Source organism: Embleya sp. NPDC001921 (assembly GCF_053594475.1).
This window is the reverse complement of sequence record NZ_JBSFEO010000006.1, coordinates 139,290-158,984: the sequence shown is the minus strand read 5'-3', so window position 1 is coordinate 158,984 and position 19,695 is coordinate 139,290. Positions and strand designations below refer to the sequence as shown.

General features: G+C 70.8%; 18 protein-coding genes and 1 riboswitch. Of the genes, 7 read left to right on the top strand and 11 right to left on the bottom strand.

What is annotated here, in order from left to right:
* Positions 1-78 precede the first annotated feature (78 nt).
* The 3 genes from ACWCPW_RS09320 to ACWCPW_RS09310 form a co-directional block, all read right to left on the bottom strand.
* Complete coding sequence (locus tag ACWCPW_RS09320; protein WP_449760949.1) at positions 79-783, bottom strand: hypothetical protein; 705 nt, start codon at positions 781-783, stop codon at positions 79-81.
* Positions 784-967: 184 nt separating this feature from the next.
* On the bottom strand, positions 968-2,059 hold the full coding sequence (locus ACWCPW_RS09315) for an NlpC/P60 family protein (protein WP_449760948.1): 1,092 nt from the start codon (positions 2,057-2,059) through the stop codon (positions 968-970).
* A gap of 9 nt (positions 2,060-2,068) precedes the next feature.
* Positions 2,069-2,206, bottom strand: a riboswitch (cyclic di-AMP (ydaO/yuaA leader).
* Between the two features lie 488 nt (positions 2,207-2,694).
* The gene (locus ACWCPW_RS09310) at positions 2,695-3,360 is read right to left on the bottom strand and encodes a DNA-binding response regulator (RefSeq protein WP_449760947.1); all 666 of its coding nucleotides are present in this window, start codon (positions 3,358-3,360) and stop codon (positions 2,695-2,697) included.
* 67 nt (positions 3,361-3,427) lie between these two features.
* On the opposite strand from ACWCPW_RS09310, the gene ACWCPW_RS09305 reads away from it, so the two are divergent.
* A complete protein-coding gene (locus tag ACWCPW_RS09305; RefSeq protein ID WP_449760946.1) occupies positions 3,428-4,276 on the top strand; it encodes an oxidoreductase in 849 nt (282 codons plus the stop codon).
* Positions 4,277-4,512: 236 nt separating this feature from the next.
* Here ACWCPW_RS09305 and ACWCPW_RS09300 read toward each other — a convergent pair whose 3' ends face one another.
* The 4 genes from ACWCPW_RS09300 to ACWCPW_RS09285 all read right to left on the bottom strand — a co-directional run bounded on the left by ACWCPW_RS09300 (position 4,513) and on the right by ACWCPW_RS09285 (position 9,376).
* Positions 4,513-5,349 carry an NmrA family NAD(P)-binding protein gene (locus ACWCPW_RS09300; protein ID WP_449760945.1) on the bottom strand — a complete coding sequence of 279 codons (837 nt, stop codon included), beginning with the start codon at positions 5,347-5,349 and terminating at the stop codon, positions 4,513-4,515.
* A gap of 27 nt (positions 5,350-5,376) precedes the next feature.
* Positions 5,377-6,972: an MFS transporter gene (locus ACWCPW_RS09295; RefSeq protein WP_449760944.1), complete on the bottom strand. Its 1,596-nt coding sequence runs from the start codon at positions 6,970-6,972 to the stop codon at positions 5,377-5,379.
* A gap of 494 nt (positions 6,973-7,466) precedes the next feature.
* Positions 7,467-8,696: a sensor histidine kinase gene (locus ACWCPW_RS09290; protein ID WP_449760943.1), complete on the bottom strand. Its 1,230-nt coding sequence runs from the start codon at positions 8,694-8,696 to the stop codon at positions 7,467-7,469.
* A 23-nt stretch (positions 8,697-8,719) separates the two neighbouring features.
* Entirely contained in the window at positions 8,720-9,376 is a 657-nt protein-coding gene (locus ACWCPW_RS09285; RefSeq protein ID WP_449760942.1) for a response regulator transcription factor, read from the bottom strand.
* A 194-nt stretch (positions 9,377-9,570) separates the two neighbouring features.
* On the opposite strand from ACWCPW_RS09285, the gene ACWCPW_RS09280 reads away from it, so the two are divergent.
* Genes ACWCPW_RS09280 through ACWCPW_RS09265 form a run of 4 tightly spaced genes read left to right on the top strand, consistent with a single transcriptional unit; the run spans position 9,571 to position 13,247 of the window.
* Entirely contained in the window at positions 9,571-10,185 is a 615-nt protein-coding gene (locus tag ACWCPW_RS09280) for a hypothetical protein (RefSeq protein WP_449760941.1), read from the top strand.
* A 41-nt stretch (positions 10,186-10,226) separates the two neighbouring features.
* Positions 10,227-11,273 carry an efflux RND transporter periplasmic adaptor subunit gene (locus ACWCPW_RS09275; protein WP_449760940.1) on the top strand — a complete coding sequence of 349 codons (1,047 nt, stop codon included), beginning with the start codon at positions 10,227-10,229 and terminating at the stop codon, positions 11,271-11,273.
* Entirely contained in the window at positions 11,270-12,043 is a 774-nt protein-coding gene (locus ACWCPW_RS09270) for an ATP-binding cassette domain-containing protein (protein WP_449760939.1), read from the top strand. The genes ACWCPW_RS09275 and ACWCPW_RS09270 overlap by 4 nt, the downstream gene beginning before the upstream one ends.
* Position 12,044: 1 nt before the next feature.
* On the top strand, positions 12,045-13,247 hold the full coding sequence (locus ACWCPW_RS09265) for an ABC transporter permease (RefSeq protein WP_449760938.1): 1,203 nt from the start codon (positions 12,045-12,047) through the stop codon (positions 13,245-13,247).
* 425 nt (positions 13,248-13,672) lie between these two features.
* Here ACWCPW_RS09265 and ACWCPW_RS09260 read toward each other — a convergent pair whose 3' ends face one another.
* The 3 genes from ACWCPW_RS09260 to ACWCPW_RS09250 form a co-directional block, all read right to left on the bottom strand.
* Positions 13,673-14,452 carry a ferritin-like domain-containing protein gene (locus ACWCPW_RS09260; protein ID WP_449760937.1) on the bottom strand — a complete coding sequence of 260 codons (780 nt, stop codon included), beginning with the start codon at positions 14,450-14,452 and terminating at the stop codon, positions 13,673-13,675.
* 392 nt (positions 14,453-14,844) lie between these two features.
* A complete protein-coding gene (locus tag ACWCPW_RS09255) occupies positions 14,845-16,257 on the bottom strand; it encodes a hypothetical protein (RefSeq protein ID WP_449760936.1) in 1,413 nt (470 codons plus the stop codon).
* Positions 16,258-16,564: 307 nt separating this feature from the next.
* Positions 16,565-17,383: an alpha/beta fold hydrolase gene (locus ACWCPW_RS09250; protein ID WP_449760935.1), complete on the bottom strand. Its 819-nt coding sequence runs from the start codon at positions 17,381-17,383 to the stop codon at positions 16,565-16,567.
* Between the two features lie 531 nt (positions 17,384-17,914).
* On the opposite strand from ACWCPW_RS09250, the gene ACWCPW_RS09245 reads away from it, so the two are divergent.
* Both ACWCPW_RS09245 and ACWCPW_RS09240 read left to right on the top strand, forming a co-directional pair.
* Positions 17,915-18,199 (top strand): hypothetical protein, encoded by a 285-nt coding sequence (locus ACWCPW_RS09245; protein WP_449760934.1) that lies wholly within the window; start codon positions 17,915-17,917, stop codon positions 18,197-18,199.
* 165 nt (positions 18,200-18,364) lie between these two features.
* Entirely contained in the window at positions 18,365-18,661 is a 297-nt protein-coding gene (locus ACWCPW_RS09240) for a hypothetical protein (RefSeq protein ID WP_449760933.1), read from the top strand.
* 119 nt (positions 18,662-18,780) lie between these two features.
* Here the strand turns inward: ACWCPW_RS09240 and ACWCPW_RS09235 are convergent, their stop codons facing one another.
* On the bottom strand, positions 18,781-19,563 hold the full coding sequence (locus tag ACWCPW_RS09235; protein ID WP_449760932.1) for an alpha/beta fold hydrolase: 783 nt from the start codon (positions 19,561-19,563) through the stop codon (positions 18,781-18,783).
* Positions 19,564-19,695: the final 132 nt, after the last annotated feature.

Genomic DNA, 19,695 nt, shown 5'->3' with positions numbered 1-19,695 from the left:
CCGTGCACGGAGCGGGAGTTGGCGATGACCGCCGGGGTGTCTCCGGGGCACCGCCGGTGCGCAGGCGCAACGCTCGTCTCAGGGACGGGTGTTCGCGGCCGGCATCGCCGGTGTTGTGCCGTCCAGGACCGGTCGGCTCGGCACGGATGCGCGTGGGACCTCGAAGCGCGCGAGCCGGATGTACGGGGCGAGGCATTCCGGTGGGGTGTTGCGATCGGGGAAGCGTACGTCGAGCCTGAGCCGGTTCCCGTTCGCGTACAGCCGGGCGCCCTCGGGGTCGAGGCAACCCGCCTCGATGGTCACGGAGATCACGACGTTGCGGGCGAAGTCGGTTGCGGGGGCGGGTTCGGAGGGCCGCTTGGCCGGGGCTCCGGCGAATAGGCCCGCCAGGACGTCCGCATCCTGTGTCGCCGATTCGGCGATGGCGAACACCTTGGGGAGGCCGCGGGCGTCGGTGAAGGAGATGGTTCGCGTGTCGAGGCGGCCGGTGGAGGGCGTGGCGGGCGGTCGGGTGCCTGGTGGTGTGGTGCCCGGTGGCGTAGTGCTCGGGGTGACCGGAGTTCCGGTGGAGCCGGCGGAGGGCGCGGGGACGGGAGTGGTGACCGATGCGGTGACCGGAGTATCGGACGCCGTTCGGATCGGCTCTCCCGCGGTGGGGTTGTCGTCGTCGTCTCCCGCGAGCAGGAGCCACAGGGCGATCCCGACGCAGGCGGCGGCGATCAGTGCGGCGGTGACGACGATGATCGTCCGGGTGGCGGGTGGTCGTGCATTCGACTCGGCCATGGTGATGGGACGTCGGCGCTCGGTGCCTGGTTCCCCGCATCCGCAGGCCGGACAGCCGCGGGTCGATACGGACCTCGCGGCTGTCCTGACGCGCGTGCGCGTTCGGCCGACGCTCGCCGGGTGGGCCTGTCGGAGTGCGTCCGGGGGAGGACGTCGTGGAGGGCTCGGCGCGCGGCCGATGGGTCTAACCGGGTCGAACGGCCGCGTAGAACTCCATCGAGAAGACCGGCGCTATGGTCACGTTCTTGCCCGGGCGCGGGGCGTGCACGATCTGGCCGCCGCCGATGTAGATGCCCACGTGCGAGTTGTCCGAGTAGTAGAACACCAGGTCACCCGGCTGCAGTGCGTCCTTGGAGATCCGCGGGCCGTCGTTGACCTGGGTCCACGTGGTGCGGCTGAGCGAGACGTTGGCGGCCTTCCAGGAAGCCTGGGTCAGCCCGGAGCAGTCGTAGGAGCCGGGACCCACGGCCCGAGGCGAGTACGGCTTGCCGATCTGGGCCTTCGCGAACGCGACCGCGGCTGCGGCCCGGCCGGAGACGGGGACGTTGCTCGCCGGCGGCGGTGTGTCCGGCTTGTCCCGCGAACTGCGATCGGTCTCGCCGCGTGCGGCGGCGTCGTTCTTGTGCTCGTTCGAGTCGAGGACTTCCTTCTTCTGCTGCTCGGTGAGCGTGTTCAGCAGCCGCTGGGCCTCGGAGAGCTTGGTCTGGATCTCGGTCTTGTTCTTGTTCAGCTCGGTGCGCAGCTTCTCCAGTTCCGCGAGCTGCGAGGAGGCCTCGGTGCGGTCCTGCTGGAGAGCTCGGGCCTGCGCCGCGATCTGCTTCAGCTTGGCGGCCTGTTGGCCGTCGAGCTGGGACATCATCTGTGACTTCTGCAGGAAGCCTTCGGGGTCGCCGCTGAGCGCGAGCGAGAGCGACGGCGGCAGGCCGCCGCTGCGGTACTGGTTGGCCGCCAGGACGCCGATCTGGTCGCGCAGGGCGTTCAGTGCTGCCTGTTCCTCGGCGATCCGGGTCTGGGTCTGGTTCGTGGCGGCCTGCTGCCTGGTGATCTGCTCGTCGACGCCGTTGGCGGCGTCGGTGGCCTTGATCACGTCGCTGTGCAACTGGTTGACGCGTTCCTTGGTCTGCTGGAACGACTGCGCGGGATCCGCGCTCGCGGTGCCGGCGAAGGTCATCACGCCGGTCATCGTCGCGGCGGCCGTGACGACGGTGGCCGCGGTACGCACGGCGGTGCGCGGTTTGGGCTTGCGGTGCTGCCCGGAACGATGTTGTGACGCCATGGGTGGCGGGTCTCCTTCCTCGGCCGCCTACCGGGTTGGCTGACGGGTTCGGGCGGAAGAAGGCGCCCTACGGTGCCGGAGCACCGATTCACCCCAGGGACTGCGAGGGTCCCCGGTTCCGGTTCCTCGTCGCGACGACGATGGTCACCCACCGTCACCGAAACGCGTCCCCGAATTCGGCGGAGGCGATCGTGCCGAACGGGTTGGTCGACGTGGAACCGATCGCCTTTCATAGAACATTAGTCACAGGAGTGTCACGGTCCTCACCAGTGATCTCCGCATTGCCAAACCTTTACCATACCGACCGTTTCCTTTTCCTTATTTCAGCGGAAAAAGTCTTGAATTCCCTAAAGTCGACCCTGGGTCGCTTTGGTGTAATTGGTCGCTGGAAACGACGAGTGACCCAACTGTCTGTATGTCACTGAACGTATGCAGGCCGGCGGTGAGCCGCTGCGGTGTCGCGAGTGCGGCAGTCGAACCACCAGGGGCACGACGGCGAAGTCCACGGCCCATCGGCACCCGACGCCCCGCCACCCGGCCCTGCGCCTTCCGTGCACCCTGCACGGACCCTCGACGCATCCGCCGCCGCTACGCCGGCCCGCTCCGATCGCCAAACGGCCGCGGCCACCCGGGATTCAGTGGGACAGCCCCAGCTCGCCGGCTCGCAGTCCGGCCTGGAAGCGGGAGCCGGCCTCGAGTTCGGCCATCAGTTCGGCCACGCGCCGCCGGTAGGTGCGCAGCGAGACGCCGAGGCGTTTTGCCGCCGATGCGTCGGTGAGGCCCGAGCCGAGGGCTTCGAGGATTCGGCGGCCGTCGGCGTCGAGGTGCGGGACGTCGCTGTGCAGGTAGGTTTCGAGATCGACGGCCGTGTCCCAGATCGCCCGGAACAGCGAGTGGACTCCGTCGACCAGGATCTGCGAGGTCGTCACCGTGTACTCGCGGCCGGTGGGGGTCTCCAGGCCGGCGAGAATCATCACTCGCCGGTCGATGAGGATGGTCTCGTGCGGCAGCGGCGAACGGCTGATCCGAACGAGAGCGCCCTTGCTCCGTACCATCCGCAGGTGCGCGCGGGCCTCCTCGTCGGCGAGTGCCACCGGGCTGAGCAGCTTCCGCGGGGTGAACCCGGCAGGATCCGCGGCGCGCATGCGATCACGGATCGCGGCCCTGGCTCCCGGGTGCGACCAGGTCCCGAGGTCCCGGGCTGCGCACAGGAATTCGGTCCGCGCGGACTCGAAGAGATGACCTGCGCGCGCGGTCAGCTCCGCGTCTCCGCGTACCGAGAACACCTCTTCGTTCCGCATCCCGCCAGTGTGGCAGCTTGCTGCCACGAACTCGCCGGGCGTTGTGGCGGCGGACAGCATGAGCGTCATGAGCATCAAGACCTTCCCCCTCGGCGGGGAACTGACGATCAACCGGCTGGGCTTCGGCGCGATGCGCCTGGCGATGGGCACCTTCGCCGGTCCGGCGCGAGACCCCGAGACCGGAATGGCGGTGCTTCGCCGGGCAGTTGAGCTGGGCGTGAACCACATCGACACGGCCGGCTTCTACGGCAGGGACTCGGTGTGGGCCAACGAGCTGATCCGTAGGGCCTTGGTCCCGTACCGTGACGACCTGGTGATCGCGACGAAGGTGGGGCCGTTGCGCGGACCGAACGGTGTGCCGAGCGGGCAGGCGACGGCCGGCCGGCTTCGGGGCCTGGTCGAGGCGGATCTGCGCTCTCTGGGTCTCGACCGGCTCGACCTGGTCTACCTGCGGGTCGGCGGGATGGGCGGACCGGGTGACGAGTCGATCGCCGAACGGTTCGCGGTGCTGGCCGAACTCCGTGCGGAAGGGCTGATTCGGCACCTGGGTGTCAGTAACGTCGACGCCGCCCAGTTGGCGGAGGCCCGGGGGATCGCGCCCGTCGCGGCGGTGCAGAACCGGCACGGCGACGACGCGGTCCTGCCGGCGGAATGCGAGCAGGCGGGCATCGCGTATGTGCCGTACTTTCCGCTCGGCGGCGGCGTCGGCGGCGGCCCGCTCGACGCCGAACGGCTCGGCGAGGTCGCGGCACGCCTGGGCGCGACCACCGCGCAGGTCGCGATCGCCGCGCTGTTGGCGAAGTCGCCGTCGGTGCTGGCGATTCCGGGCACGGGCTCGCTCGATCACCTGGAGGACAACCTCGCGGCGAACGATCTCAGCCTCGGCGTCGAGGACTTGTCGGACCTGGACGGCTGACCGGTCGGCCCGTTCCGGAAGTCGGCTGCCTCGGCCTGTCGCTTCGCCATCCGGACGCGGGGTGATCCGAAGGAGTCACCCCGGCCGGGCGGGACATGTCCGGTCGATCGTGTCTGCTGCCCCGGCACCGCCACGGCCGCAGCCCTCCATCCGGCGCCGCGCGCGATCGACCGGACCGTGCCCGGGGCCCGACTACAGCCGGGCCATGTCAGGTTGTGGCGCCGGCTGCGGCCGAGTCAGTGATCGGCGGTGGTCCCGGGCGGTGCCTTGAAGCGGTCGGTGTGTTTGGCCACCCACTCGGCGAATGTGCGCGCCGGGCGACCGGTCACCCGCTCAACGGTGTCGACCACGGTCTTGGAGTCCTCGCTCGAAGAGGCGTACCAGTCGACGACGTATTCGGCGTCCGCACGGGACACGCCGTCGGCGATCAGCCGGTCGACCGCCTGTCCGTGGGTGATCCGGACGAAGGTCACGTCGTGGCCGATCGCCCGGGACAGGACGGCGAGTCGTTCGCGCGAGGTCAGCGACTCGGGCCCGGTGAGGTTGTACGCGCGCCCCGCATGCCCGTCGTCGAGCAGCGCGGCCGCGGCCACCGCGCCGATGTCGGCCTCGTGCACGAGCGCGCTGGGAAAGTCGTAGGGCTCCCGCACGACCCCCTCGGCCCGGATCGAATCGATCCAGGTCAAGGTGTTGGACATGAACTCCTGCGGTTCCAGGCGTGTCCACTCCACACCCGAATCCGCCACGGCCTGCTCGACCGGTCCCACCCAGCCGCCCCACACCACGGTGACGCGTCGCACGCCGGCGTCGACCGCCCGCCGTACCAACTCGGGCCCGACCTCGGCGAGTCCCGCCGTCACGGTGATGTGCAACCGGCTGACGCCGTCGAAGGCGCGATCCAACTCCCGTGGGGTCGTGTGGGTGCCGGTGATCAACTCCGTACCCGGCGGAAGCCGCTCCTCGGCGGCGGCCGGATTCCGGGTCAGTGCCCGAACACGCTCGCCGCGGCGGACCAGCTCTGCCACAACGTGCCGACCGGTGTTCCCGGTGGCGCCCGTAACCAGTGTCGTCATGATGGATCTCCCGATTTCGTAGGTCGGTCAGGTGGTCGACAGCGAGTTCTCGGCGGCGTCGGACGTCGCTGTCCGCTCCGGCGCACCGGTGTCCGCGGGTGTGGCGCCGCGGCTCTTGCGCAGCATCGCGAGGGCGAGGGCGGCGCTGGTCGCGGTGATGATCGCGCACGCGACGCCGATGACGTTCAGCCCGTTGGTGTAGGCCTGCGCGGCGGCGGCCAGCAAGTTTTCGGAGGGCTCGGCGGGCAGGTCCCGGGCGGCGGTTACGGCGTTCTCCATGCCTGCCCTCGCGGCCTCGGCGGCGCCGGGTGTGGTGTCGGCGGGCAGGTCGAGCGAGTCGCGGTACACGGCGGCGCCGAGGCTGCCGAGTGTGGCGACGCCGAGCGCGTTCCCCAAGTCGCCGCAGATGGAGGACAGGGCCGCCGCGGAGCCGCCCCGCTCCGGCGGCACGGATCCGACGACCAGAGTGGTGCCGAGCGCCCCGAAGGTCCCGACGCCGATGAAGATGATCACGAACGCGGCCATCAGCAGCGGCAGTCCGCCGACCGGATCGACGAAGACGAGCATCAGGTAGCCGATCGTGCCGATGAGCAGGCCCACGCCGATGACCGTGCCGAGCGGATGCCGTTTGGCCAGGACCGGCGCCAGTTGCGCGGCGACGATCGATGCGATGGCCGACGGCACCATCCACAGTCCCGCCTTCATCGGCGAGAGTCCCTCCACCATCTGGAGGAAGCCGGAGATGAAGAGGTAGCCGCCGCCGGTGGCCAGCATCGAGACCATCAGGATCAACAGCGCGGCGGTGAACGCGCCGACCTTGAAGAGCTTCAGGTCCAACAGCGGCTCGGCCAACTTGCCCTGCCGCGACACGAACAGGGCGCCCACGGCGATACCGACGCCGATCGCGGCGACGGGGACCATCGCGAAGCCGTAACGGGCAAGCTCCTTCAGCCCGTAGATGATCGACAGGATCGATGCCAGCGACAGCACGACACTGAAGAGGTCGATCCTGCCGGCATCCGCATTCTTGTACTCGGGCAGGACGAGGGGCGCGACGATCAGCAGCACCACCATGACGGGTACGCCGAGCAGGAACACCGAGCCCCACCAGAAGAACTCCAGCAGCACGCCGCCGACCGCCGGGCCCAGGGCCGTGCCTCCCATGAAGCAACCGGCCCATACCGCGATGGCGCGGCCACGCTCGTACGGATCGTGGAACATGTTGCCGATGAGGGCGAGCGTCGACGGCATCAGCGTCGCGGCGGCGATGCCGAGCAGCGCGCGGGTGACGATCAAGGCTTCCGCGCTGGTGGAGTAGGCAGCCGCGACGGAGGTGATGCCCACTGCCGTGGCGCCGATCATCAGCAGCTTGCGGCGACCGATCCGATCTCCCAGCGCGCCCATCGTGATGAGAAAGCCGGCGATCAGAAAGCCGTAGATGTCCATGATCCACAACGTTTGCGTGCCGGTGGGCCGCAAGTCCTCGGCGAGATGCGGCAGCGCCAGGTACAGCACGCTCTGATCGAGGGATATCAGCAGCGTGGGCAGGGCCAGTACCGCGAGCCCCAGCCATTCCCGGGGCCCGGCCTTCCGCGAAGGGGTCTCGGGAGCGATCGATGACATCGATGACCTTCCTTGAACTCTGGTGCTTGGTGCTTGGTGCTTGGTGCGTGTCGTGCTCGATTCGTAGTGATCGCCACACTGGGCCGTGGCGCTCTCGGTGATCTCTCGGTCCGCTCTCGGTCCGCTCTCGGGGGTCGGGCTTGGGTGGTGTCGGGGAGTTCGCTTCGGCGTGGAACCACGGTCGCGAACCGGCGGGGCGGCTGACCTATGGAGGTCGTCCCGGGGGGATCGTGACCACGTTCGGTGGTCGTCGAGAGGTGCGGTCCGGGTCGACGCGGAGGCGGCCCGCGGAGAGGGCGCAGCCGTGGACGCCGGCCGTGGCGTCGCCGAGGCCGAGAGCCGCTCGACGGGGCTGCTCGCGCCGTCGGCGCCGGCTTCCGGGACGGGGCCACCGTCGATGATCCCGCTCCAGGTGCGGGGGAGGGTGCCGCAGTCGCCCTCGGCCGGTTGCCGGGTCACCCCGGTGCCCGCTCGAAAGGTGTGGTGGTGTGGTGTCAGGGTGCCGGGGCGCCGTCGCCGGGTTCCCGGGCGGGCGGGAGGGTGACGGTGACCGTCAATCCGCCGCCCTCTCGGGGTTCGGCGTGGACGTCGCCGCCGTGGGCGCGGGCCACGGCGCGGACGATGGACAGACCGAGCCCGGCACCGGGTGCCCGGGTCGCCAGGCGTTCGGCGCCGAGACGGCGGAACGGCTCGAAGAGCGAGGGGACTTCGTACTTCGGCACAGCCGGTCCGGTGTTGCTGACCTCGACGATTGCCGATCCGTCGGCGCCGGTGCGGCTCGTGACGCGTACCCAACCGCCCTCGGGTGTGTTGTGCCTCATCCCGTTCTCGACGAGGTTTTGCACGAGGCGTTCCAGCAGCACCGGGTTCCCCGTCGTCGGGGCTTCGGAGGTTTCGGTCTCGACGGTCACGGCCCCTAGGGGCGCGAGCTCCGCGACGTGGTCGACGACATCCGCGAGGTCGACGAACGCGCGTTCCAGCACCTCGTGTTCGGAGCGGGCCAGGAGCAGCAGGCCGTCGATCAGACGTTCGTGGCGGTTGTTGATCTCCAGAAGCGTCTCGCCCAACTGGCGGACCTCCTCCGACGCGGTGCGGCGAAAGACCACGACCTCCAGCAGCGCCTGGTTGAGGGCGAGCGGCGTACGGAGTTCGTGCGAGGCGTTCGCGATGAACCGCCGTTGGCCGTCGAAGGAATGGTCGAGGCGTTCCAGCATCAGGTCGAACGTGTCGGCGAGCCGTTTGAGTTCGTCCTCGGGGCCGGCCAGATCGATGCGTTCGTGCAGGTTCCGGTCCGCGGCGGGTGCCTCGGCGATTCGTCGCGCGGTCTCCGTCATGCGGTGCAGCGGCTGCAACATGCGTCCGGCGATGAGCCAGCCGAGCAGGGTGGCCGCAATGCCGACCGCGGCGAGGGCGATGCCGCCCTGGGTGAGGAGGGCGTTGAGCGCGCCCTCGCGCGTTCCGTCGGTCGAATGGGTGATCTGCTGGTCGGGCGGCGGCAGCGCTCCTCCCGACGTGCCCCCGGGCGTGGTGTCGCCCGCGAGCCCGCCGCCGACGGGAGCGCCGCCCACCGTCGAACTCTTGTACGTCCCTTGCGAGTTGTCCCCGAGTTGTTGCGACACCAGCAGATACGTCGCTCCCAGCACCACCCCTCCCGCAATCAGGAACAGCACACTGTGGACGAGCGTCAGCCGCGCGCGAATGGTCAGACGGGAAGGTTGCCTCATCCGGGCCGCAATGCGCCTCATGCTCACGGGATTCGGTACCCCACTCCCGGTTGCGTCACCACGAGTTGCGGTTCACCGAGCTTGCGGCGCAGCTTGAGGATCGTCATCCGCACCACGTTCGTGAACGGGTCGGCGTGCTCGTCCCACGCCTTCTCCAACAGGAGTTCGGCGGACACCACGGCTCCGTCCGCACGCAGCAGCTCCGCCAGAACCGCGAACTCCTTGCGGGAAAGCGGGACATAACGGCCGTCCCGGTACACCTCGCGCCGATGCAGGTCCAGCCGTACGCCCGCCCGCTCCAGCGCCGGCGGCGCGGCAGCCCGCGAGCGTCGTCCCAACGCGACCACCCGGGCGCCCAGTTCGCGAAAGGCGAAGGGCTTGGCGAGGTAGTCGTCGGCGCCGAGCGTCAGCCCCGCCACCCGGTCGTCGATCAGGCCCGCGGCGGTCAGCATCAGAACGCGCGCCGTCCCCCGTCCGGCGGCGATGGTGCGGCACACCTCGTCGCCGTGCACAACGGGCAGGTCCCGGTCCAGGACGACCACGTCGTAGTCGTGGACGGCGAGGTTCTGCAGGGCTGTGCCGCCGTCGTACACGACGTCCACCGCGTGTGCGTCGCCGCGCAGCCATTCCGCCACCGCGTCCGCGAAGAGCGGTTCGTCCTCCACCACCAGGATTCTCATCCGCCCATCGTCCCGCCGAGGGTGTCATTTCCGCGTCAACGAATGCGATGACGGTGGGATGACGGGGCGGCGGCTCGAATGGGGTCCACGGCCGCGGCGGTACGGCCACGGCGGTACGGCCACGGCGGTGCAGCGACGGCCGTACGGCCACGGCCACACACGGCCACACGGCCACGACCCAAGGAGATCACCTGATGCGAACAACGGCAGGGCTCGGACTCGGCCTCCTGCTCATGCTCGGCGCGGTCGCCGGATGCGGCGGCGGGGGCGACGACGGCGACGGGATCGCCTCCGCGGGGACGCCCACCGCGACCGTCTCGGCATCCCCCGGCGGCAACGGGACCGGCGGCGGCACCGGAAACGGCAAGGGCGCCGGCGACGCCCGCGACAGCATGCTCCGCTACGCCCAGTGCATGCGCGAGAACGGTATCCCCGATTTCCCCGACCCCACCTTCAGCGGCGACGGCGGCGTCTCCCTGAACCTCCCCGAAGGCACCGACGCGAAGGTCGTCGACGCCGCGCAGGCCAAGTGCCGCAGCCTCATGCCCAACGGCGGCGAGAACCAGAAGGTCGACCCGAAGGTCACGGAGCAACTCCGCCGGTACGCCAAGTGCATGCGTGAGAACGGTATCCCGCAGTTCCCGGATCCCTCCGCCGACGGCGGCCTCCAGATCAACAACGACGCCCTCGGCCTGGGCCCGGACGACCCGCGCTTCAAGGCCGCCGATCAAGCGTGCTCGACGTACATGCCGAAGCCGCCCGGCGGTGACGGAGGCCGGAAGACGAGCGGCCCGGGAGCCGGCGCGTGACCCGCCGCAGGCGCCGCGCGGCGGGACGGGTAATCGCCGGGATGACGGCGGTGCTTGCCGCCGGGGCCGCGACCGCGGCCGCGACGGGGATCGGGCTGCCCGCCAAGGACGAGGCGAAGCCGCCGCGCGACACGCTGCCCCCGGCCACCGGCACGGTGACGAAGGAGACCCTCGTCGACACGACGTCCAAGGCCGGCGAACTGGACTACGGCAACACCACGACCCTCAACGGCGGCAAGCTCGCCGGCACGCTCACCTCCGTGGCCGCGCCCGGGTCGACGGTTGCCCGCGGGAAGCCGCTGTACAAGGTGGACAACACGCCGGTGCTGCTGCTGTACGGCGCGCTCCCCGCGTACCGCGACCTCGCGTCCGGCGTCGAAGGGCCCGACGTCGAGCAGTTCGAGCAGAACCTCAAGGAACTCGGCTACACCGGCTTCACCGTCGACACGAAGTACACCGAGGGCACCGAAGCGGCCGTGAAGAAGTGGCAGAAGGCCAACGGGCTCAAGGAGACCGGAGGCGTCGAGCTCGGGCGCGTGCACTACGCGCCCGCTGAGATCCGCGTCGACATCGTCAAGACCGCGCTCGGCGACGCGGTGCAGCCGGGGCAGGCCGTGCTCACCCACACCGGAACCCGGCGGGTGGTGAGTGTCGAGCTGGAGATGGCGTACGCGAGTCTGGCCAAGACCGGTACCGCCGTCACGGTCAAGCTGCCGGACCGACGGAACGTCCCCGGCAAGGTCGCCGCGACCGCCACGGTGATCGATCCGGGCAAGGAGAGCGGCGGCAGCCCGGCCACGCCCACCACGAAGCTGAAGGCCACGGTCGTCCTGGACGACGAGAAGGCCGTCGCCGGGCTCGACCGGGCCTCCATCGACGTCGCGTTCACATCGTCGCGCCGCGAGAACGTGCTGACCGTGCCGGTGGCCGCGCTGCTCGCACTCGCCGAAGGCGGCTACGGCGTCCAGGTCGTCGAGGGGTCCGCGACGCGGATCGTGCCGGTGGAGACCGGCATGTTCGCGGGCGGACGCGTCGAGGTGACCGGCTCGGGGCTCGCCCAGGGCACGACGGTGGGGATGCCGACATGAGCCTGCCGGATGTGGATGCCGACATCAGGCTGCCGGCCGGGGCCGACGATTCGAGCCTGCCGGCGGGCGCCCTCGCGGTCGAACCGGGCGTCGAGAGCGCGGAGTTCACCGGTCCGCTCGTCGAACTCGCCGGGGTCGGGAAGGAGTACCCCGGCGGAGTGACGGCGCTCGCCGATGTCGACATCGTCATATCGCGGGGCGAACTCGTCGGCATCGTAGGCCCGTCGGGTTCCGGCAAGTCGACCATGCTCAACCTGATCGGCACCCTCGACCGGCCGACGAGCGGCACAGTGCGCATCGACGGATCCGACGTCGCCGCGGTGTCCGACCGTCGCCTGTCCGCGCTCCGGGCCCGCCGGATCGGGTTCGTGTTCCAGCAGTTCCACCTCGCTCCCGGGCGCAGCGCCTGGGAGAACGTCGCCGACGGGCTGCTGTACGCGGGGATTTCGCCGCGGGAGCGCCGCCGCGTCGCCCGAGCCACCCTCGAACGGGTCGGCCTCGGCGACCGGCTCGACCACCTGCCGCACGAACTCTCCGGCGGGCAACGGCAACGTGTCGCCATCGCCCGTGCCGTGGCGGGCGATCCGGTGCTGCTGCTCGCCGACGAACCGACGGGCAACCTCGACACGGCGTCCGGCCGCGGCGTGATGGCGCTGCTGCGCGAACTCCACGCGGCCGGAACAGCGGTGGTGGTCATCACGCACGACCGGGAGATCGCGGCGTCGCTGCCGCGGCAGATCGCGATGCGCGACGGACGGGTGGAGACCTGACATGGGAACCGTTCACACTCCGGCCCGGCTGCGGCCGCGCGATGTCGCTGCGGTCGGTGCCGTCGGACTGCGTACGCGTCCGCTGCGGGTGTTCCTGTCCGCACTCGGCATCGCCATCGGCATCGCGGCGATGACGGCCGTCGCCGGCATTTCCACGTCCAGCCGCGCGGACCTGGACGCCCGCCTCGCCACGCTGGGCACCAACCTGCTGACCGTCGCCCCCGGCAACTCGCTGACCAGCGGCACCGCGTCGCTTCCGGACGAGGCACCCGCGACGATCGCCCGCATCGGCCCGGTGCGGCAGGTCGCCGCGACCGGTGCCGTCAAGTCCGCGAAGGTCTACCGCAACGACCGTATCCCGGCCGCGGAGAGCGGCGGCATCACGGTCGCGGCCGCGCACCTCGCGCTGCCCGAGACCGTCGGGGCCACGGTCGGGCGCGGCACGTGGTTCAACGGGGCGACCGAGCGCTACCCGGCGACGGTCCTGGGCGGGTCGGCGGCGGACCGGCTCGGCGTCGGGGCGCCGGGCCCGGACGTCCAGGTGTACCTGGGCGGACGCTGGTTCACCGTCGTCGGCATCCTCGACCCGGTGCCGCTCGCGCCCGAACTCGACGCGACGGCCTTGGTGGGGTGGACCGCGGCGCGCACCTACCTCGGCTTCGACGGGCACCCGACCACCGTGTACACGCGTTCGGCCGATGCGGCGGTGGCGGCCGTGCGCGACGTGCTCGCGCGTACGGCCAACCCGGAGAACCCGAACGAGGTCAAGGTCTCGCGACCCTCCGACGCGCTGGCCGCGCGGCAGGCGACCGACCAGGCGTTCACCGGCCTGTTGCTCGGGCTCGGCGCGGTGGCGCTGTTGGTCGGGGGCGTCGGGGTCGCCAACACGATGGTCATCACCGTGCTGGAACGCCGCGCCGAGATCGGTCTCCGCCGCTCGCTGGGCGCCACCCGCGGCCAGATCCGCACCCAGTTCCTGGTCGAGTCGCTGATGCTCTCCGCACTCGGCGGGTTGGCCGGTGTCATCCTCGGGATGGCGGTCACCACGGGCTACGCGAGCACCCGGAACTGGGACGCGGTGATCCCGGCCTGGGCGACGGCGGGCGGCTTCGGCGCCACTTTGGTCATCGGCGCCGTCGCCGGCCTCTACCCGGCCATCCGCGCCTCGCGGCTGCCCCCGACGGAGGCCTTGGCCGCGGCGTGATCCGCCGAGCCGTCGACGCCTGCGGGTGCGAACGTCGCGGCGACGCGTCGGGTGAGGCCCCTTCGGCGGGTCGGTGGTTTCGGCCCCGGTGGTGGCGCGGGGGTCGAGGCGGCGGGCCCGTCGATGGGTCCGGGCGGACATCGGCCCGGTCGCAGGTGTGGCAGACGGCTTCCCGACGATCCTGGGGACCTGAGGCCGACGGGCGTGGAGAGCGGGGGACGCGGTGTCGGACGGTCCGCGTCCCCCTTCGAGCGCACCGGCGCCGCGCCGCCTCCCGGAGGCCGAGCACCGCGTGGCCGCTGCGGATGTCCCGCGCACCGGTCCCTGCCGGATGGTCGCCCGCGGTTCTTCGAGGAGGTGGCGGGTCCGTTCGGGGTGGGCTCGGCGCAAGGTTCGCGGGGGCGATCGGCGCGTGGGCGGCGGTGCTATACGGTCCGCGGTTCGGTGGGTTTCGGCCCCATGGCGTTGACGCGCTTCGGGGGGCGCAGGTCGACCATGCGGCGGGTGCCCCACAGCCGGTCGTAGGCGTACGTCGCGTGGATGCCGACCTTCAGGGCCAGTCGCCGACCGCGCGACCAGCCGAGCAGGTGACCCATGCGGGCCATCACCGCGAGGCTCACGTCGCGGTTCACCTTGATCTCGGCGCGGGCGGTCCTGCGCAGCGCGCGCCCGATGTCCGTCGCACAGCCGCGCGCGGACAGGCGAAGCAGCTCCTCGTGGCAGTACGCGAGGTGGTTCTCCTCGTCGTCGCAGATCATGCGAATGCCTCTGCCGATGTCGGGGTCGTCGCCGAGGTATCGGCTCAACATCCGCATGTCCTCGGCGGCGCGCTGCTCGGTGACGCGGCTGTGCACCAGGTATTCGACGATGTCGACCTCGGTCATCGGCTCGCCGCGGCGCAGCCGGTCGTGGGCCAGGCCGAAGCCCTGGCGTTCGAGCAGCATGCAGTAGTCCGTCTCGGGCGGGACGTCGACCGGATCGAGCCCGCGACGGTGCAGCATGGCGTTGAAGATGCGTCCGTGCTTGTCCTCGTCGGCGCCGTGCCGGGCGATCTTGGGCGCGAGTTCCGGGTCGGAGACCAAGGCGGCGATGCGCCCGTTCTCCCACCCGCCCTGGCTCTCGCCCTTTGCCGCGATGCTGCAGAACAGGCGGAAGGCCTCGTCGTCTCGGTGGATCTCCTGAAGGATGCCGCGGGGGCTGAGCATGACCGGGCCCTCCATCTCCGCAGGCACTGCGTGTGCCGCTGAACTCGGTCACTGGACCAGGTACGGGAACAATCGTCGGATGAGCGTGCATACCACCTCGCACCGAAGCGAAACCGGCGCAACGATCCGCAGCCGTTTGCCGCGATCACCGCCGACGACGGTTCCGCCGTCGTTGCCTTCGCGCCGGTTCGGTCCGGCAGCGTCACCGAGGGCGACCAATTCAAGGATGAGCGGCGGTGCGGGGATGATCCCGGCTCGGCTCGTCGTGGCCGACGCCTGTCGAGCATGGCGACTCGTGCACCGCCCGCTCGGCGCAATGGCACCCCCGAAGGCGCGGCCTTCCGAACGTGCGGCGGGCGGGCCTTCGCACGGCACGCCGGCGGCGCCAGGGCTCAGCCGGTGGGCTCGAGCCGCGATCGTGCTTCCTGTCGCCGGACGGGGGACGGCGGCAGGGGACCGGCGGCGACCGCACCGCGACCGGGCGCGGGAGCGCTGCGAGCGGCGGGACCCAGGGTTTCGGACAGGAGCCGCAACATCGCTGTCGCCTTCGCGTCCGCCGTTCGGGTCCCTCGGGATCGAGCGACGTCGGTCGCCGACGCGAGCAGACTCGTGCGTGGTGTTCGGGCGGCGGGTCCGGGTTGCCCGCGGCCGGACGTGTCGGCGGTCGTCTCCGGGCCGGTGCCGCCCGAGGAGGGAGCACGCGGTGTCCTGGGTCGGGCGGATGGGCCGGAGCGCCGCTCCCTGCTCGAGTTCGGATCGACCCGGCCGGCGAAGTCCAGGGCGGTGGCCACCAGTCCATCGGCGGCGTTCATGAACGCGTTGAGGTCCAGGGGCGAGGCGTCGACGTACGCCTTCGCGGTATCGCTCGCGTCATGACCGAACAGCGAGACGTCGACGCCGGATTCACCGAGAGCTTCGTGTTTGCTGTGGGTCGCGTACGGGCTCACCTCCGTCTCGACGCGCGCGTCGTCCACATCGGCCCATCGTGGATCGCTTTCCAACGGATGGGGCTCGGACATGCGCGCCAACTCCCGATGCGCGTGCCAGGTCAGCAAGGCCGAGTCCCGTTGCCACAGGTCGGCGGGGAGCTGACCCAATTCCCTTGCGGCGGCGGCGTATTCGGCGGACGAGGGTTCGGCCCGGTCCAACTGCCGCCAAAGTTCGGCGGCCTTCTCGGCATCGGCCGCACCCACTCCGGTGCCGGCGATCCGGTTGCTCAGGAACTCTCGGGACGAGGCTGCCGCGGCGCGGTCGGCGGCCAGGGCGTCGGGCAGGAACCTGTGCGCCCCGTCCTCGCGCATGGCAGGCGTGTGGGTGTTCTCGTGCAGTCCGATGTGCAAGGGCGAGACCAGCGGGTGGTTCCGGTCGAGTCCCAGGTGGCGGGCGTACTTGCCCAGCCACGTCTGCCCCTGGAGGAAAAGCGGATGACGCATCTCGAACATGACTTCGAGGGTCGTGTTCCCGTATTTGTTGTAGGCGGGCACGCTCAGCGCGGGAAGATTCTTCGCGACCATGCTGTAGGTGTCCGGGGCGGCGAACTTCACAGGGGTCAGCCCCCAGAAGTGGCCGGCGGTGATCGCGAGCACCTTGGACTCGTACAGGGGGTCGCTTCCCGCGGTGGCGGCGTTCGGGGTCAGGTCCACGGCGACCTTGCGGCCGGTGTACGCCTCGAACATTTCGGCGACGGTGTGATTGAGCTCCCCTGCATCGCGGGCGTCCACCACGCCGCGATAGAAATCGTCGTCCGGGGTTATGCCCTGGGGCACCCGACGGGGCGGAGCCGGCTCGGCGACCGAGTTCGCCACAAGGGTTTTGTGGGTCTGCTCCGCCTGCCACAGAGCCTCTCTGGTGCCGGGAATTTCGCGCCAGAGGGGAATGGGTGAAGCGTCGGGCCCGTCGTACAACGAGGTCCCCTCTCGTCTGCCCGATCCGTGGCTGTCCGAAGTCGGGCGGGCATACGCCGGTTTCGAGGGGCCTACCGCCTCGCCCGGCCGATGCCGCCGAGTCCCACCGGCGGAGACACGAGCATAGTCGGACCGGGGTCGGCGGGGTGGTCGATGCTCCGTCCTCGAACGGGCTTCGCCGCGGTGGTGCCGACGCGGAGGGGATCGATTAGAGGATCTCCCGCAGGCGGATGGTGAAGGGTGCGGGGGCGTCGACGAAGCCGGTGTGGTCGCCGGGGAAGAGCACGGGTTCCCCGCCGAGTGCGGTGGCCAGGGCGCGGGAGGCGCGGTCGCAGAGTTGTCCCGCGGAAGCGTCGCCGATGCCGACGACGACGCGTGTGGTCGCCGATCGGAGGGTGGCGGGGTCCGGTCGCCAGTGTGTGGTGGGGCGCAGTTCGTGGGCGAACCAGCGGAGTTCGTCCGCCTCCTCGTGGGGCGCGCGTTCGCCGCCGAACATCGTCTCGATCGCGCCGTCGGGCAGTGCGATGTCGGCCTGGGCCATGAATTTGATCCAGGCGCCGGTGACGTCGCCGGCGAGGCGGGTGGCGATGATGTCGTCGGTGCCCGCGTGGAGGCGCTCGCGGTCGTCGAGGAGTTCGACGAGCGGAGGCTCGTGGGCGACGACGGTGTGTACCCGGTCGGGTCGGGTCTGGGCGAGGGCCAGTGCGGTGACGGCGCCGCCGCTGGAGCCCAGGACGGCGGCCGGCCCGAGGTCCAGGTGCGTGATGAGCCGGGACAGGTCGTCGGCGCGCAGGTGTGGGGTGGAGTCCTGGCCGGGGTCGTCGACCGGGCTGCGGTTGATGCCTCTGGGGTCCGTGGTGAGCACGGTGTGGTCGGCGGCGAGCAGGTCGGCCATCGGTGCGAAGGCGGCGGCGTCCATCGGGGCGCCGACGAGCGCGATGAGCGGGCCGGTGCCACGCACCTCGTAGTACAGGCGTGCGCCGGGGACCTCGAGGGTGCCGGTGGTGACGGTGACGTCTGCGGTCATGGTGTCCTCCTCGGACGGGGCGGTGTCGCCCGCGCGAACGGGTGTGCGGGGCGATTTCCTCGCCCCTTGCCATGACGACGAACGGGACGCGCCTGGATCGACACGGTCGTCGAAACTACTTCGGCCGCGCGGGCGACCGCCGCGCGGGGCCGTGGCCGGATCCCGCACCGACGACGCGGGACCGGCGCACGGTTGTCGCACTGCCACGCGGGATCGAGGCGGTATCCCGCCTTCGGCCCCATCCCTCGGCCCCATCCCTCGGCCCCATCCCTCGGCCCCATCCCTCGGTACACCGCTGGACAAGCTGCCGGAACAGCCGGAAGTCCGCGCCCGGCCGCGGCACCCGAGGACAAGTCCCGCGGCCGGCCGCCGATTGTGCGCCGCTGCCGGTGCGGAGCCGTCCACGTACGCGGACCGAAGCCCGCTTCCGCTCCGCACGCGGCAGGTCGGTGTTCGGAAGTCGGTAAAGATCTTCCCGGTGTCACCCGCGCGCAGTACGGTGCAGGGCCGATGATCTCGGAGGTGAACCCCATGTGGGTCATCCGTGAATGGCGCGACGGCGACGGACACAGCGTCACGGTGGTACTGGACCCGTTCCGGGCCGCGCGGTCGGACGCCGAACTCCGGGAACGCTACCGCCACATCCTCGACCACGTCACCGATCCGGAACCGCCCGTGACCGACCGCGCCGAGCCCGTCGGCGTGTTCGCCCCGGCACGCCGCGAAGTCCCCCGCACCCGCCGCCACCTCGTCGGGCTCGACGACCTCGTGCCCGGCCTGCTGCCGACCGAACTCGACCTGCGGTCGTCGGCCTGACGGTCCCGAAGAGCGAGCCGGCACCCCGGGCCGAACCCCATCTTCGTCGGATCCGGCGGCGAACGGGTGAACGTCGCCGCCGGCCCGGTCGCTTCCTGCAGGGGGCGGGTATCGCATGCCAGGCGAGTGGATGGTATTCGCGTCGGACCGTTCCGGGAGCCCAGCGTGCGCCGTGCCGCAACGATGTTCGCAGCCTTTGCCGCCACGGGTGCGATCGCCCTCGCCGTGCCCGCCTGCGCCTCCGCCGCCAAGGGAACCATCGTGTTCCTCGACACGGGTCGGGTCGTGAACAATCCCGGTGGCTGCTACAACACCAAGGTCATGCCACTCGCGGTCGCGAACAGGACCAGCGAGTACGTGCTGATCTACAGCGGGCCCGACTGCACGGGAAACCCGGTCCGGGTCGTCCCACCGGGCGGCCGGGCAACGGAGGAGTTCGGCTCCAGCCTGTACGTCGACTGAACCGCGCGGGCCGGGCCGGGGTCGAGCGGTGTCCCGCCCGTGTCGAGCGATCGGCCCGCGCGCCGTGTCACGCCCGCGCTGCGGAGCACGAAGGTATGGAGCCGGTTACGGCGCGGCCCTCACGCGCGACCGCACCGCGCCGTCACGGTGCGCAACACGGCGGCGACCGAGGCCGGTTGCTCCTGATGAGCCATGTGCCCGGCCCCCTCGACGACATGAAGCTCGCCGTGGGGGGCGAGTTCGGCCAGTGTGCGGGACACCTCCAGCGGAATCTCACCGTCGAGCCGGCCGTGCACGAACGCGGCCGGGACGGCGAGTTCACGAACGGCCGCGCGGGGGTCGTGCGCCGCTGCGTCGTCGAACAGTTCGTCGATGGCGAGGCCCGAGGCAAGGATTCGACCCACCGTCGAGTCGACCAGACGCGGATCCGCACCCGGAGCGAACCACTGGGGAACCCACGCGGCAAGCGTCTCGGCGCGGTCGGTGGCCAACGCCACGCGCAGAGCGCGCAACCGCTCGGTCATGCCCTGACCGGGCCAATGACCACTCCCGCTGACGGACACGATTCCCGAGACCCGCTCGGGAGTGTTCAGCGCGACTTCGAGAGCGAATGCGGCACCGAGTGAACTCCCCACCAGGATGGGCCGATCCAATTCCAGGACATCGATCAGTGCGGTGACGTCCGCGGCGTTGTCGGCCACCGTGTTCCCGGTGCTCGGCCGATCGGAGCGGCCGCAGCCGCGCCCATCGACGGTGACCACACGGTGACCGACGTCGAGTTCGCCGGCCAGGTCGTCCCACACCCGGCCACAGGTACCCCATCCGTGCAGGAACAACAGCGGGGTACCGCTTCCGCTGTCCTCGAAGTACAGGTCGATCCCGTTCACTCGTGCGTACGACATCACATTCCATCCTTTCCTCGGTGCCGTGCCGGCACCGGCGGCGCGCTGTGCGGGATCAGTTCATCGCCGCGGCCGCGTTCGACCAAGGGGCATTCCGCTTCTACACTCATCGATGATCGTGATGAATGTGAG

What these genes read in the sequence shown, in the direction of transcription:
- ACWCPW_RS09305 (WP_449760946.1), top strand. Translation starts at nt 3,428, where the DNA reads ATGAGCATCAAGACCTTCCCCCTCGGCGGGGAACTGACGATCAACCGG.
- ACWCPW_RS09235 (WP_449760932.1), bottom strand. Translation starts at nt 19,563, where the DNA reads ATGTCGTACGCACGAGTGAACGGGATCGACCTGTACTTCGAGGACAGC.
- ACWCPW_RS09300 (WP_449760945.1), bottom strand. Translation starts at nt 5,349, where the DNA reads ATGACGACACTGGTTACGGGCGCCACCGGGAACACCGGTCGGCACGTT.
- ACWCPW_RS09275 (WP_449760940.1), top strand. Translation starts at nt 10,227, where the DNA reads ATGACGGCGGTGCTTGCCGCCGGGGCCGCGACCGCGGCCGCGACGGGG.
- ACWCPW_RS09245 (WP_449760934.1), top strand. Translation starts at nt 17,915, where the DNA reads ATGTGGGTCATCCGTGAATGGCGCGACGGCGACGGACACAGCGTCACG.
- ACWCPW_RS09320 (WP_449760949.1), bottom strand. Translation starts at nt 783, where the DNA reads ATGGCCGAGTCGAATGCACGACCACCCGCCACCCGGACGATCATCGTC.
- ACWCPW_RS09280 (WP_449760941.1), top strand. Translation starts at nt 9,571, where the DNA reads ATGCGAACAACGGCAGGGCTCGGACTCGGCCTCCTGCTCATGCTCGGC.
- ACWCPW_RS09310 (WP_449760947.1), bottom strand. Translation starts at nt 3,360, where the DNA reads ATGCGGAACGAAGAGGTGTTCTCGGTACGCGGAGACGCGGAGCTGACC.
- ACWCPW_RS09290 (WP_449760943.1), bottom strand. Translation starts at nt 8,696, where the DNA reads ATGAGGCAACCTTCCCGTCTGACCATTCGCGCGCGGCTGACGCTCGTC.
- ACWCPW_RS09250 (WP_449760935.1), bottom strand. Translation starts at nt 17,383, where the DNA reads ATGACCGCAGACGTCACCGTCACCACCGGCACCCTCGAGGTCCCCGGC.
- ACWCPW_RS09265 (WP_449760938.1), top strand. Translation starts at nt 12,045, where the DNA reads ATGGGAACCGTTCACACTCCGGCCCGGCTGCGGCCGCGCGATGTCGCT.
- ACWCPW_RS09285 (WP_449760942.1), bottom strand. Translation starts at nt 9,376, where the DNA reads ATGAGAATCCTGGTGGTGGAGGACGAACCGCTCTTCGCGGACGCGGTG.
- ACWCPW_RS09295 (WP_449760944.1), bottom strand. Translation starts at nt 6,972, where the DNA reads ATGTCATCGATCGCTCCCGAGACCCCTTCGCGGAAGGCCGGGCCCCGG.
- ACWCPW_RS09260 (WP_449760937.1), bottom strand. Translation starts at nt 14,452, where the DNA reads ATGCTCAGCCCCCGCGGCATCCTTCAGGAGATCCACCGAGACGACGAG.
- ACWCPW_RS09270 (WP_449760939.1), top strand. Translation starts at nt 11,270, where the DNA reads ATGAGCCTGCCGGATGTGGATGCCGACATCAGGCTGCCGGCCGGGGCC.
- ACWCPW_RS09315 (WP_449760948.1), bottom strand. Translation starts at nt 2,059, where the DNA reads ATGGCGTCACAACATCGTTCCGGGCAGCACCGCAAGCCCAAACCGCGC.